Source organism: Mucilaginibacter endophyticus (genome assembly GCF_003351025.1).
Classification (GTDB): domain Bacteria; phylum Bacteroidota; class Bacteroidia; order Sphingobacteriales; family Sphingobacteriaceae; genus Mucilaginibacter; species Mucilaginibacter endophyticus.
On the sequence record NZ_QPCG01000009.1, the window covers coordinates 23315 to 37445 of the forward strand.

14 protein-coding genes are annotated in these 14131 nt (G+C 41.9%); 3 read left to right on the forward strand and 11 right to left on the reverse strand.

The annotated features are described in order from the left end of the window. Positions 1-166: 166 nt before the first annotated feature. The 3 genes from DUL71_RS27350 to DUL71_RS27360 are packed head-to-tail and all read right to left on the reverse strand — an operon-like array spanning position 167 to position 4408. On the reverse strand, positions 167-859 hold the full coding sequence (locus tag DUL71_RS27350) for a response regulator transcription factor (RefSeq protein ID WP_112568747.1): 693 nt from the start codon (positions 857-859) through the stop codon (positions 167-169). A 3-nt stretch (positions 860-862) separates the two neighbouring features. After that, the gene (locus DUL71_RS27355) at positions 863-2509 is read right to left on the reverse strand and encodes a sensor histidine kinase (RefSeq protein ID WP_114941018.1); all 1647 of its coding nucleotides are present in this window, start codon (positions 2507-2509) and stop codon (positions 863-865) included. Between the two features lie 6 nt (positions 2510-2515). Then, positions 2516-4408 (reverse strand): S9 family peptidase, encoded by a 1893-nt coding sequence (locus DUL71_RS27360; protein WP_114941019.1) that lies wholly within the window; start codon positions 4406-4408, stop codon positions 2516-2518. A 155-nt stretch (positions 4409-4563) separates the two neighbouring features. Here DUL71_RS27360 and DUL71_RS27365 point away from each other — a divergent pair, with 155 nt between their 5' ends. Both DUL71_RS27365 and DUL71_RS27370 read left to right on the forward strand, forming a co-directional pair. Continuing rightward, a complete protein-coding gene (locus DUL71_RS27365) occupies positions 4564-6372 on the forward strand; it encodes a tetratricopeptide repeat protein (RefSeq protein WP_114941020.1) in 1809 nt (602 codons plus the stop codon). Positions 6373-6496: 124 nt separating this feature from the next. Then, positions 6497-6799 (forward strand): DUF4286 family protein, encoded by a 303-nt coding sequence (locus DUL71_RS27370; protein ID WP_114941021.1) that lies wholly within the window; start codon positions 6497-6499, stop codon positions 6797-6799. Between the two features lie 57 nt (positions 6800-6856). On the opposite strand, the gene DUL71_RS27375 is transcribed toward DUL71_RS27370, so the two are convergent. The 6 genes from DUL71_RS27375 to DUL71_RS27400 form a co-directional block, all read right to left on the reverse strand. Continuing rightward, the gene (locus DUL71_RS27375) at positions 6857-7309 is read right to left on the reverse strand and encodes a hypothetical protein (RefSeq protein WP_114941022.1); all 453 of its coding nucleotides are present in this window, start codon (positions 7307-7309) and stop codon (positions 6857-6859) included. Between the two features lie 104 nt (positions 7310-7413). Then, positions 7414-7908 carry a molybdopterin-dependent oxidoreductase gene (locus DUL71_RS27380; protein WP_114941023.1) on the reverse strand — a complete coding sequence of 165 codons (495 nt, stop codon included), beginning with the start codon at positions 7906-7908 and terminating at the stop codon, positions 7414-7416. Positions 7909-7919: 11 nt separating this feature from the next. Continuing rightward, a complete protein-coding gene (locus DUL71_RS27385; protein WP_244228852.1) occupies positions 7920-9110 on the reverse strand; it encodes a cytochrome-c peroxidase in 1191 nt (396 codons plus the stop codon). A 71-nt stretch (positions 9111-9181) separates the two neighbouring features. Continuing rightward, positions 9182-11188 (reverse strand): TonB-dependent receptor plug domain-containing protein, encoded by a 2007-nt coding sequence (locus DUL71_RS27390; RefSeq protein ID WP_114941025.1) that lies wholly within the window; start codon positions 11186-11188, stop codon positions 9182-9184. Positions 11189-11305: 117 nt separating this feature from the next. Then, complete coding sequence (locus tag DUL71_RS27395; protein ID WP_114941151.1) at positions 11306-11641, reverse strand: winged helix-turn-helix domain-containing protein; 336 nt, start codon at positions 11639-11641, stop codon at positions 11306-11308. Positions 11642-11656: 15 nt separating this feature from the next. Then, positions 11657-12169 (reverse strand): YdeI/OmpD-associated family protein, encoded by a 513-nt coding sequence (locus DUL71_RS27400; RefSeq protein WP_114941026.1) that lies wholly within the window; start codon positions 12167-12169, stop codon positions 11657-11659. A gap of 173 nt (positions 12170-12342) precedes the next feature. On the opposite strand from DUL71_RS27400, the gene DUL71_RS27405 reads away from it, so the two are divergent. After that, positions 12343-12771: a nuclear transport factor 2 family protein gene (locus DUL71_RS27405; protein WP_161964521.1), complete on the forward strand. Its 429-nt coding sequence runs from the start codon at positions 12343-12345 to the stop codon at positions 12769-12771. A gap of 64 nt (positions 12772-12835) precedes the next feature. On the opposite strand, the gene DUL71_RS27410 is transcribed toward DUL71_RS27405, so the two are convergent. Both DUL71_RS27410 and DUL71_RS27415 read right to left on the reverse strand, forming a co-directional pair. Further along, positions 12836-13495, reverse strand: coding sequence for a GDSL-type esterase/lipase family protein (locus tag DUL71_RS27410; protein ID WP_114941028.1), 660 nt, complete (start codon positions 13493-13495; stop codon positions 12836-12838). Continuing rightward, positions 13495-13986 carry a cytidine deaminase gene (locus DUL71_RS27415; RefSeq protein ID WP_114941029.1) on the reverse strand — a complete coding sequence of 164 codons (492 nt, stop codon included), beginning with the start codon at positions 13984-13986 and terminating at the stop codon, positions 13495-13497. Before DUL71_RS27415 ends, DUL71_RS27410 begins: the two co-directional genes overlap by 1 nt. Positions 13987-14131: the final 145 nt, after the last annotated feature.

The window sequence follows — 14131 nt, forward strand, 5'->3', positions numbered from 1 at the left end:
ATGGGGTAAAGTACGGGGCGACGCGGCAATCTCGTCGCCAGTGCATATCGGCTCAGTATATCCGATAAAATGGCTACGAGATTGCCGCGCTTCGCTCGCAATGACATATTTTTAAAGACCTATTTACAAAACTGCAAACAGCCCACTTAAAACTGCAAACCGAAAACTACTGGTTATAAACAAACTTATACCCTATCCCCCTTACAGTTTGTAAATACTGTGGTGAATCGGCGTTAGTTTCTATTTTTTTACGCAGGCGCACAATGTGCATATCCAAGGTGCGGGTGTTCACATCAGCATTGTAGCCCCAAACCTCCATCATCAGTTCTTCGCGGTTTATCACCTTATTTTTGTTTTTCAGGAAGTATAGCAAGATCCTGTTTTCGAGGATGGTCAGCTCTATCTTACGGCCATCACGGATAAGCAGGTGCGTGTTTGGCAGGTGCTCCATATTGGCAAAACGGTACGACTCAGGCTTTTCGCTGTTAAGTGAAAATTTGATCTTGTTTTCGATCATCGCCACCATCACATCCATGTTGTAAGGCTTAGTGATATAATCAGATACACCAAAGTTATAAGCCTCGATCTTATCAACGTCCTGAGCTTTGGCAGTCATCATGATGATAAGTTTATCAAAGCCTTTTTCGCGAATATTGCCGCAAACTTCAGAGCCGGGTTTGCCTGGCAGCATCCAGTCTAACAGTACAATATCCGGCTGTTCGGCCAGGATCATGGCCTCGGCATCATTACCGTTACCGGCTTCCAGTACCTTATAACCTTCCGATTGTAAACGCTCTGCAACCAGGAAACGCAGGTTCTCATCATCTTCAACCAGCGCAATTTTAATTTCTTTGTTCATATCTTAATTTTCGTATGGAAGCGTAACAATAAATTCCGAGCCTTCATTAACCTTACTGTAAACAGTGATATCACCGTTCATAAAATTAACCAGTTCTTTACAAAATGCCAAACCCAGGCCAACGCTCCCGTTTTGATTGTATTGGTTCTCTATCCTGTAAAATTTTTTAAAAACGTTATTCAATTCATTTTTGGGTATTCCTATCCCCTTATCGGCAAATGAAAATATAATATTGCGCCTTTCATGCGAAATATTGATAAACAACTCCTTTTGCTGAGGGTGCGAGTATTTATATGCATTTTCAATCAGGTTCTGGAAAACACTTCCTAATAATACCGGATCGGTATAAAAAGTTTCAACCCCGTTGATTTTAAATTTAAGATTAAAATCGGCATACTTTATCTTAAAAGTTTCAATATAACGACCAATAAAACTCTCTATATCAATTTCTTCTTCTTTCAGCGTAATAGATTTATTTTCAATTTGCGTAAACGAAAGCAGTTTGTTCATTAGCTCATTCAGCTTATCTGCTTCTTCATCCAGTATTTTACCATAATGGCGCCGCTGTCTTTCGGTAAGCTCACCATCTCCCCGCAAATTTGAACCTGCTATTTTAATTACGCTTACCGGAGTTTTAAACTCATGGGTAAAGTTGTTAATAAAATCATACTGCAGTTTAAACAACTTCATATTTACGTTCAGGTTGCGGTAAATAAGCCAGCCTATCAGCAATAAAAACAAAGTCATTAATAATACAATGGCCCCGATGGGCATAAAGCGGCGGTTAATCTCGGCGGTTAAATATCCTTGTGCCGAACTAAAGAACAATTTATAATCAGAAAATGCTCCCGGGAATGATACCTCAGTGATCAGTTTATCACCTTCACTATCAATAGGGTCATAAACAACCGGGGTTATCGAAACATTTTCATAAAGTTCGGGATGCGTATTTTTAACCTTCATCAGGTAGGGATCAAGGTAAAAGGTCATCATGTTTTGCTTGTATGCTGCCCCTTTACTGTTGCCCTGCATTTGCATATCGCGATAAATACGAACATCCTCGCGGCGTAGGATATTGGTATAACTTATCTTATCGGGTTTTACGTCCCAAAAAGCCTTAAAAAGCTCATCCTGGCTCGATACCTTCGACGTATCAGAAAAGGCAATGTAATTGCTTAGCTTAACAGCCATTTCCCTGAAGTCATCTTCGTTAGCTTGTGTACGTTGGCGCGAACCATTTACTTTACCATGAACATGCCAGTACTGATAAACGGCCTTAACCGATATGCTCAAATTATTTTTGCGCACCGTCATATCGGTTGTACCACCTATCATGGCATCATAAAAGATAACCCGGCGCACAAAGCTGTAATCATTAAAAACCGAAGCCGCATATTTTCCGGCCGATGCCGAATCAAGAAAGCCTTGATAGGAAGTTATTTCGGGGATCTTGTTCTGAAAAAAATCATTATAAGGCTTTATGGTTTGCTCCAATACCTCTATTTTTTTTGAAGCAAACTCATTTTCAACATACTTGGCAGTAAGATTATAGGATATAAACAGGGCCACCACAAAAGTTATGGATATGAACACCACGAAAATAGTGATCAGCGTAAAATTTTGCCGGTAAGCGTTTTTCTGTACTGCCATATAGGCTTAAGGTTTAACCCGCATGTTCTTATCCAAAAACTTCTCTATTTCGGCGTACATTTCCATACGGTTATGCTCGCTCCTAAAATAAGCGCGTTCATTGGGTTTTAAAAAGTATTTAACATCAACATTCCGTTTACGCAGCTCGCGCACAAACTGGTTAAGCTCACTGATATTGGCCCGCTGATCTTTAGCACCCTGGAATATAATTAAAGGTACCTTAATTTTATCGGTATGAAAAACCGGCGATATAGCCCGCAATTGATCGGCATCGGTTTCGGGATTACCAACCATTTCGTAGGTCATTTTTAAGTACGGCTTAACAAACGGAGGGGCATCTTTGATATAGGTAAAAAAGTTAATGAGCCCATATTGTACCACGGCGCAATTATATAATTCGGGGTGAAACGAAACACCGTAAAGTGCCGAAAAGCCTCCAAACCTGCCACCAAATATGGCAATCTTTTTAGGGTTGGCAACCTTGGTGTCAATAAGCCAATGCACACCATCTGTAATATCATCCTGAATTTTGCCGCCTACCTGTTTATATCCGGCACTGCGGAATGCTTTGCCATATCCTGTTGAGCCACGGTAATTAACCTGGAAAACAGCATAACCGCGATTGGCTAAAAACTGCACCTGGTCGTCATAGCCCCAGGTATCACGCGCCCATGGCCCGTCATGCGGCATAACCACTACCGGGTAGTTTTCACTTTTATCGCCGCGTGGCAGTGTTAAATAACCATTTATCAGTAAACCATCGCGGGCATGGTATGAGATAGGCTTCATTGCGCATAACTCTGCCGGTACCAGGCTTGAATTTATATCACTTAACTTGGTTAACTTACCGCTGCTTTTTTCAAAAAGGTAAAACGAGCCGGGGTTACGATCGGTATAAGTGTTTAGGATAAATTTATTTTCAGAGCTATCGCGGTCAACAACTTTAATCTCATTGCCTTTAAGCTGCTGCTGAATGGTTTTGTACATTTCCTCCACGTCAGGAGCTAAAAAATGCTTACGGGGCATAGCCTCGTCCCAGCCGGTAAACTCAATGCGGTGCTTGTTTTTTGAATACTCAAAGCTGGTAACATCCGCCTTGCTGCAGCTAAAAATAGTACGCTCTTCCTTACCGTCTTCGGCATTGATCTCCACGAGCGACATCTTATCGCGGTTTACATTTGAAAGCGCGTAGAAGTAATTTTTAACACCGGTAAACGCAATTGGCCTTACCGTATTTTTAAAATTATTTTCGATTATGGGCTTAAACGGTTTATCCTCATCCGGGCGAAACAGGATAGTTTCGTTAACCCCATCCGAAGCTCTTTCCAGCCTGATCCGGCCATCGGCATCTGCAAACCACTCGGTAATGTTGCCTGGGTTTTGCAGGTAGATCTTCATTTCGCCTGTTTTTACATTAAGGCGGTAAACATCAAAATTGCCGGGGTCACGTTCGTTGGTTTTAATGGTGATGATATCCGGCTGTTGCCTGTTACGGTTAACTAAGCCTATGCGTACATTACCCAGCGACAATATCGTGCGGCTTTTATCAGTAGCAACATCAAAAGCATACATTTTAACCGAATCGGAAGCTATGATATCCTGCGAAAAAACAAGCTGGTTATTGTACGTCCAGAAGTAATCGCCCCTGATAGAATAATCTTCAAATTCGGTTACCATCCGCTCCTTACCATCGGCCAGCGACTGTATAAATATGTTCTGCTTATCCTTGTAAGGTTTAAGATACGATACATATTTGCCATCGGGAGATATGCGGTAAAAGCTCCTTTCAGGAGTTTTAAAAAAGTCAATAATAGGGATTTGCCTTACTTTGTTCCGGTTACAGGAAAAAAAGGCGATTATGCAACTTACAATAAGAAAATATCTGGCCCGGCTCAGCATAGCTACAAGTATCCTATTTTATTAATGCTGTCAAATTAGATAAATAACTTCGATGTTATCAAGATGTCACTATAATTTTACCCTGATATACCGTTATATAAATAATACGTTTAAACCAGCTAAATCAATTCTATTAATTGATTATTTTTGAACAGATGAGGGCTTTATATATTGTTATTATTCTTACTTTTTGCATTAGCCCACGGCTACTTGCACAGGATAACGAACTGCTGCTGGCCAAGCAATACAGCGCTAATGGCGAACCTCAAAAAGCGCTCGAAATTTATCAGAAACTATATAAGCAAAACAACGAGAATTATTACAGTGTGTATGTAAATACGCTGCTCAACCTCAAGAAATTTGACGAGGCCGAAAGCATCACCAAAAAGCTGATCCGCCGCCATCCGGATGATCACCAGTACGCCATTATGATGGGTAATATTTATACCCAGGAAGGCAATATGAGCAAGGCCGATGCTATTTACGACGACCTTATCAAAAGCTTACCGGCCGATCAGGGTGAGATTTCCGCGCTGGCCTCGCAGTTTTACCAGAGCGCCAATATTGATTATGCCATCAAAATTTTTCAGCAGGGACGTAAGCTGCTCAAAAATGATAATGCGTTTACCTATGAGCTTATTAACCTTTATCGCTTTAAGCGCGACAAGGTATCGCTTACCGAGGAGTATCTGAACTTTTTACCACAAAACCCCAACTTTATAAATCAGGCCGAAAACGCTTTTTCAAGCATATACGAAGGCAATGCCGATTACGATATGCTGAAAACCGCTTTGCTAAGGCGCATTCAGAAAGACCCGCAGCAAACCATTTATGCCGATCTGTTAACCTGGCAATACCTGCAGCAAAAAGAATTTGGTCTGGCCCTCAACCAGGCGCTGGCACTAAGCCGCCGTCAAAACGATGATGGCAATAGTATTTATGATCTTTGCCGCACTTTTATCGCTAATGAAGCTTATGACGAGGCTATCCGCGGGTATGAGTATATCATCAGCAAAGGGAAAACATCACCATTATATATCCCCTCAAAAATTGAGCTTATCAATACCAAAAACCTTAAGGTAACATCGGGAAAGTATTTACCGGAGGATTTACTTGGGCTCGAAAAAGACTATAACGATCTGCTTACCGAATTTGGCCGTAATAACAGCACAGCCTTCGCCATGCAAAAGCTTGCCAATTTGCAGGCCTACAAGCTGCATAAACTAAAAGACGCTCAAAAATTACTGGAAGAGGCTACTAAACTCGGCGATATCAGGCCAACACTACTGGCCGATTGCAAGCTTGACTTAGGCGACATCTATCTGCTTAATAACCAACCATGGGAGGCCACACTACTTTACAGCCAGGTTGAAAAGGATTTTCCGGCCACCGCCATCGGGCAGGATGCAGTGTTCAGAAACGCGAAGTTAGCCTATTATACCGGCGATTTTACCTGGGCAAAAGGGCAGTTAGATGTATTGAAAGTTGCCACATCGCAATTGATCGCCAATGACGCGCTTAACCTGCTGTTGTTAATACAGGATAATCTTGCTGCTGATAGCACTGGGGCCGCGCTTAAAATGTATGCCCGTGCCGATCTGCAGATCTTTGCTCAAAATCCGGAAAAGGCAGTCATGATATTGGACAGCATTGGCAAAAAGTTTCCGAACAATGCTTTGGACGACGATATCATGATGTCGAAATCGCGTATCCTGATCCAGCAAAAAGATTACGCCGGCGCAGTGCCATTATTAAAGAAAATTCTTGAACAACACCCCTCCGACTTATGGGCGGATGATGCCGTGTTTATGCTGGGCGATATTTATGAAAACCGGCTGAATGATAAAACCATAGCCCAAAGCTATTACCAAAAAATTATAACCGATTATCCCGGCAGTCTCTGGATCAATGAAGCCCGTAAGCGCTTTAGATTATTAAGAGGCGATAAACCGGATGCGTCATGAGTTTGGTGAGTGGTTGATTAGGTTAAATGGAGAGTGGTTGTCTAAATTACTTCTGTTCTGCGAATGCCAACCACTCACTGAATCAACCATTCACTCAATCAACTTAAATAATTAATTTTACAACATGATTGTATACAACGATACCATAATAATTGATGAAACCATTCATGACGAATGGCTTAACTATATCAAAACCATTCATATCCCGGCTATAATGGCTACCGGACTTTTCAGTTCATACCGGATCCTGACGGTTATTGATTCGCCTAACGAGGGGGTTACTTACTGCATTCAGTATAATGCCGATAGCATTGAACATTTTCAGCAGTTTTATATGAACCACCTGCATAAATTTCAGGCTACCCACCAGGAAAAATTCAACGAAAAGTTTGTAATGTTCAATACCTTGATGGAAGAAGTGGAATAAAATTAAGCTTTTTATTACTATCTGCTTCTCTTCAAAAAGCAGATAGTAATAAACCTATTATTCATCGAGCGCCCCCGGAATCATTAAAAGTATAACGCATATGATTACCAGGGTGGCCACTAAACAAATTAACCCGGCAAGCAAAGCACGCCAAATAGTGAAAGTAGTTCCTCCAGCAGCGGAGTGCTCCTTCATTTGTTCGCCCTGAAACTTTTGTACAAGCAGGAAAGTACCCCAGGCATAAGCCAACGGAAATATGAATTTAGGAAAACGTTCTGTACCTGAAGTAAAAACGGCCAAGCCAACAACTGCAATCAACGCAACAACGGCAATTATCCAGGTAGCGGTTACCTTTTCCCGCTGGTCAAACGCTTTATAATTTTGAGCTACTAAATACCCGGCCGTCAAAGGCCCAAACAGAAATGTTGCAATCCGGATTGAATTGAGGGTGTAAATCTTAGGTTTTTCTTCTTCTTCGAGCTGCTCCACAGCCTGATTGTATGGGATCATGAAAGGTTTAAATTAAATCAGGTTGTTAAAAAACTTCATTGCAATGACGCTGTTAAACGACCTCCTAAGATAGCATTTCAAAAACTAAACCTCATCATCTATTACTACTTCGCAAACATAACCTTCATTGCCGTAACCTGCTTTATACAACGCGCCGGTTTCTTTTCATCCTGAACAATAATACGGAACGGGCCATCAGCCGGAACCAGCGGCTGGCCATCAACTTTATCGGCAAGAATAATTGTACGGTCTGTAAAACCTCTGTCCAGTTCGGCAAGGGCAAAAAGCACCTGGTAACCATCGCTGGCTTCTACTAAAAGATATTTTGCCAGGTTTTCACCACGAAGTTCGGGGCCTAAGGTTACACCCGCTTTTGCCAGTATATCTGATACAAGGACACCCGAGTAGGTATGATCTTTACCGTCCCTGTCCTTACGGGTTACTGTTGTTTGTTTGTATTGCTGAAATTCAGCGTTGCCTATAGTAAGTGGTGTTGTTACTTCACCGGTTACTTTTATTAAAGCTTCCTTAGTTGCGGTTTGGGCATTGGTTGTTAAACCGGCTATCAGTAACAACAGTACAATTGCGTATTTTTTCATGGATATGATGTTTAATTTTTTGTTGATTGATGCGGATTGCCAAAGCGCTTATCCGTTATAAAGGTAGAATCGGTAAGCATATTCAGAAATGCAATTAATTGTTTTTTTTCTTTAGGCAGCAGTTTCAGCGAATGCCCTCCCACTTCATTTGATTCGCCCTGCAAAAAAGCGCTTAATGATACCGATTGCTTAATGTGTTCGCTGTAATGGTCAACCACTTCGTCAAGCGTTTTAAAGCGACCATCGTGCATGTAAGGAGCAGTTAGGGCTATGTTACGCAGAGTTGGAACTTTAAACCGGCCCCTATCGGTAACCAAACCCGTAAAGGCTGCCATACCTTCATCTTTTGAAATACTATCGAGCCCGTTGTTATGAAATAGCTCCAAATAGGTTTTGGGGCCACCATGGCAATGGGTACAATTGGCTCCGCGGATACCTTTTTCCGGATCGGGGCCACGGCTAAAAAGCTCCATTCCTTTCAATTCATCATCGGTAGGTTTATAAGCATTGCGTAGGTACCGGTCATAGCGGGAATTGGCGGAGATCAGCGTCCTCTCAAATTGGGCTATCGCCTTCGCTATGCGGTCGCCGGTTATTATGCTATCGCCATAAACAATTTTAAACAAGCCGGGGTACAATCTGGTATTGCTTAACTTTTGTATCGATACCTGTACGGATTGCCCCATTTCGTGCGAGTTAGTGAGCGGAAATGCAACCTGATCTTCCAAACTTGCAGCCCGTCCGTCCCAAAAAAACTTCCGGGCCCATAACAAATTAGCCAGCGACATGGAGTTACGTGTAGCCAAACCATTATTAACACCAATACTTAAAGCCCGCCCATCGGTAAATGCTTTTGATTGCTGATGACAACTGCCGCATGAAATGTTATTGGTTGCAGATAGCTTCGGTTCATAAAAAAGTAATCGCCCCAGATAAACACCCTGCTGTGTCGTGGGATTATCAGCAGGTACATTAATTCTGTTGCCGAAATTGGCCGGGTAATTAAAAACATAATCGCCCATGGGCACAACCTGCTCCATGCCTTTATAAGCTGTTAAGCCAACAATTGCAAATAAAAGGCACAGCACCAGGCAAATCTTGCCCATGCGTTGGAAAGATGATTGTTTATATTGTGTTTCCTGTGTTTTGCCCATTTGCCATTCACAAAGCGTCATTGCGAGGCACGAAGCAATCCCAACCATACAGGGCGGACCTACTTATAGGGGATTGCTTCGTTCCTTATAATGACGTGGAGGATATTGCTACCTTAAAATTAGTAGTTATAAATCAGGTTGGCAAAGTAATTTCTGCCCATTTCCGGGTAACCTTCAACCAGTGTGTAATTCCTGTCGAAAAGATTGTTTACGCCACCTTCAATAGCAAAGCCTTTAACCAATGTAATATGAGCTTTTACGTTGGTGAGGTAAAACGCTCCGGATATTGTGCCGTAGCTGGTGCTATACCTTTTTGAATTATACTCTTCGGATGCCAGGAAATACAGTTTGGCAAGCGGCGAATATTGCAACGAAGCAAATACTTTATATTTTGGCACATCAGTAAAACGGATCTGCGGATTTGATAAATTATCGCGTATAATCTGCGTGTAATTTGCATCTACTCTAAATTGTGAGGAGATTAGATAACCAATAGCGAGTTCCCCGCCATAATATCGGGCACGACCAACATTTTGTACCTGCGATTGGTTGGTTTTGGTTACCGGATCAACAGCGACATTATTTACAGTTTGAATACTGTTATTGATCTGGCTATAGAAACTTGATGACTGTAGCGATAGTTTGTCATTAATAAGCAGGTGATAAGTTAGGTCGTAGTTTAACGCGTCTTCAGCTTTCAGATCTGGGTTAGGGATGGCGGTACCAAATTTGTAAGAGTAACGGTCTTTAATAGTTGCAAACCTGGTTTTACGCGCCACCGAAAAGCTTAATGAATTAAAATTATTAATATCATACTGAATTAAGCCCTGTACGTTCCAGGCACCATTACTGTTGGCTGGCAAATCGCTGATTGTATTGTTGGTGTATTGCTGGGCCTGGGTGCTGCGCCTGTCGTTGTATGCTACACCGGCGTTCACTTTCAAAGCTGATGTGATATGATAAGTATCTTCGGCGCCTATATAAAAGTTATTATCGGCGTCGCGGCGTGTAGGTTCACCAATGTTATGTTCGCGGTGAACGTCCTGCTTAAAATGAGCCGCTACACTGAAATTGTTATTTTTCAGGTCGGTGTTTTCAAAAGTTACGTTACCACCCAGGGTATAATCGTCATAAATACTCCTGAAGGCATATGGCTTGGTGATGGTATTGTATGACGCGTTATCATAGCTGTCTATCTCGTTTTTAAACTGATCATAATACCAGCGGGTTTTAATTACGTTTGTGCTGTTGAGCTTATTGTTACTCAATAAGTACAAACCGCGGGTATCCCAGTTTGGCCATTTCCAGTAACGTGGGTTTTTGAACAAAGAGTTCTGGGTATCATCGCCGGCATAAACAGGAGTGCCTTTGGTGCCATGGTGATAAGTATAACCAACAGCATATTCCTGCGATGCGGTTGGGGTGAAGCCAATTTTACCGCTTACGTCAACATCATTACTGTATGAATTATCGCGATGACCGCCATCTTCGTTTTTAACAGGCGTAAATTTTGAAGATAACGGAAAGTAGTCACGCTTCAATTGCGAAGCGGATACCTGGTAATAAAACTTACCAAAGGTACCGCCAATGTTGGTATTCAACCTGTAGCCGCCGCTCAGGTAACCGGCCACAGCATTCAATTCAAATTGCTTAGCCGGTTTGCGGCTAACAAGATTTATGGCACCACCTTCGGCATTAGGGCCGAAGAGTACAGAAGAATATCCTTTAGATACGATGATCTCAGACAAATTCAAAGTGTTGTAACGGGCAAGGTCTACATAACCATCGTAAGGCACATAAAGCGGAACGCCATCCAAATAAACCGGTACTTGCCTGATATCAAACCCACGTACATTAATAGCCGCTTCGTTTCTCGGGCCTACCGCGGTAAGTATAACACCCGGCAGCAAATTCAGCGCGTGTGAAACATCGTACCGGTTATACAAATTAAGGGTATGGATATTCAACTTGCTTGACCGTACGCTATCCTTTATGCCGATGATATTTACCTGGCCAAGGTTGAATACGCTTTTACTTGTATCTGCTGCTTGCCCGATAGCATTGCTGTGGCAAAACATAATTACAGCAATAAAAAGCAGAGTTAAAATAGGTAATTGTTTTCTCATACAGTGATTTTCGTTATGTTTTTAAAAGTATAACGCAAAAATGCAGAATAGATCCGATAATTTATTCAGACATCAATGCCAATTCTGAAATTTTCGCCTGTAAAAGCAATAAAATCTTTACTTTCTCCCGTTTTCGTCCAGAAAACGAAAGAATTTTTGCTGTAATTCCTTAAACTCCACGATAACTTCTTGCCCAAAAGGCGTAAGCAAAGCTATTCCGCCTCCCTTCCCCCCTCGCTTTGAGATTACAAGCGGTTGTTTGAAACCATTATTGATATGATTCACCAGGTCCCAGGCTTGCTTGTATGACATTTTCATTTGCAGTGCAGCCTGCCTGATAGAGCCAGACTCATGGATCCGCTCAAGCAGTTCAACCCGGCCATGGCCAAGTACTTTTTCTTCGTCTATTTCTAACCAGATACGTCCGTTAAGTTTAAATGGAGGGATACTCATAGTTTGCGTCATATATTACTCCCTTGCCTTTTTTTGCGCCCTTAACATCTGCCCATAACCCATACGGCGTACCATGGCGTTAACCGTGCTGGCTATCCGGTTTGCGCGGGTAGCTTCCGTTTTGGCGCTATCAATCCACTTTATAAAATATCCCCGGTGGCTTTCGGCAAGGCTGTGAAAAAACTCACCGCCTTCTGGCTCATATTCTAAACACTCCTGCAAATCATCGGGAATAATGTATTTGAAATCGTCATCGGGCTCAAGACGTACCCGAAGCATGGCGCCGCGGTGTTTATGAATGGATTTGCAGATCTCCCGGCGCAAGGCCATGATAAAATTGCCTTCACCCATGGGCATTAATGCCATTCCGCTAACCTCAAATTCATCAAGCTTACCTTTTACCCGGAATGATTTTTTATTTCCGGGCTTCATTTCCTGTGCAATATCTGCCGGAATTTCAATGTAAGTCCACCCGGTTTTTTCGCCCTGTTCGGCAAATTGCAAAATAATGGTATTAAAATCAACCATAAGTATTATTTAACGGCATACTGTTATCATGATTCCTAAAAAATATGCGAAAATGTTAAATGTTTGTTAAATCGTCATATTTAGTGGCTTATGTTGTAACGTAATGCGTGGTAGGGATGTCTTATGAGTATAAAAACAATTTAGAATTTAAAAACCTTAAAAACAACAACAATATGAAAACTTTAAAATCAATCATGCTTGGCTTAGCCCTTTTAGTAGTAGGCACCGCAGCAAAAGCAGCAAATAAAATAGATGGCGATAACTTAACCAAAAATTATGCGATCAACACATACATTGATGCCATGACCCGCGGCAAAATCCAGGGCTTTAACGATGTGGTAGATCAGTCGGCAAAATTCAGCATGTTACGTGGCACTAAAGTATTAAGTTTTAGCAAAACCGAAGTAGTTGATTTATTAAAAGCCAACAAAAATACCGAGCAGGATTGCATCACCAGTACTTCAATTGTTGAAAGCAACAATGACCTGGCAGTAGTAAAAGTTGATATGAAATACAACACTTTTACCCGCAGCAATTATGTAACCGTTACCAACACCGGCAGCGGCTGGAAAATCACAAACGTGTACAGCGTTTTTAAATAAGCAAGTTTTAGTTTAGTGTTTAATATGTAAGTAGGTGAAGGCCCCGTTTGGTGCGGGGCCTTTTTTATTTTACCAGCGGATCAAGCACCTTTTGCCATTGATCGTAACCTTTGCTGTTAAGGTGCAGGTAATCGTCATTAAACAAACTTGAATCGGGCCGGGTGGTGCCCGGTTTATAAATAGACGGAACCAGGTCTACATAGTAACTTTTGGGTTTACCTTTCAGGTAATTTTTCACCAGCTCGTTCGCGGCATAAACAACATCATAATATTTAGCCCGAACCGGGCTTGGTTTTATCGACATAAAATACACCTCGGCGTTTGGCAGTTTCTGATGAATGAGTTGCCAAAGCTTGGTAAACGAAGCAGCTACATCCCGCGCTGATTTTCCGGCAGCTATATCATTTTCACCAGCGTAAATAAAAATTTTGCGCGGTTTGTACGGAAACAGGATATAAGGTGTGTAATAATCAGCTATCTGCCATAGTTCACAGCCACCTACTCCCCTTCTGATAATCGGCTTGCTAGCATAACGCTGCTCCAGATCTGTCCATTTGCGGATAGACGAGCTGCCGATAAACAAAATACCATTTGGCTTGGGAAAGCTTACGCTGTCCTGGTGTTTAAAAGCCCTGATCTCGTTGTCAAACGGGAAGCCCTGCTGGGCCGATACACCGGCGCTGAGTACAAGGCCGATAAAGAGTAAAAAAAGTTTTATTTTCATTACGGGGTAGCTATGCGTTCTTCAAAAAATAAAAACGGCAATTGGTTTTCAATGCCTTTGATAATCCATACCGGACCATCTTCGGCGTGCAATATAATTTTTATTGATTGATTTTGCTTCTTTTCGCATTCGGCTAATACCTGCAAACAAGAGCCGCATGATGTAATTGGCTTTACAATAGGAAATTCGTCCGAATGCGCTGTTACCGCCATGGCCTCAATAGGGTCATCGGGATGGTTAGCGCCCCAGTTAAACAATGCCACGCGTTCGGCACATAAACCCGATGGATATGCTACATTTTCCTGGTTACTGCCATGTAATATTTTACCGCTTTGCAAACGAAGCGCAGCCCCAACACGGAATTTTGAATATGGAGAATGTGAATTTTTTAACGCTTTCTGAGCTTCAAGACATAACAGCCTGTCGGCTTTATCAAGATCGGCCAGTGACTCATATTCATCAAAGGCTATTTTAATTTCGTGACTTATCATACAATGTTCGCCCTTTAAAAAACAGGGGGAAACAAGATAAGGAAATTTTTCAATAAGAATCCTGATTTTTAGGATTATTTGATTTCCATGATATAAAAAGCCTGATCAAAGCCTCCCTATGTTACTATATTCAGGGGAATCCTTT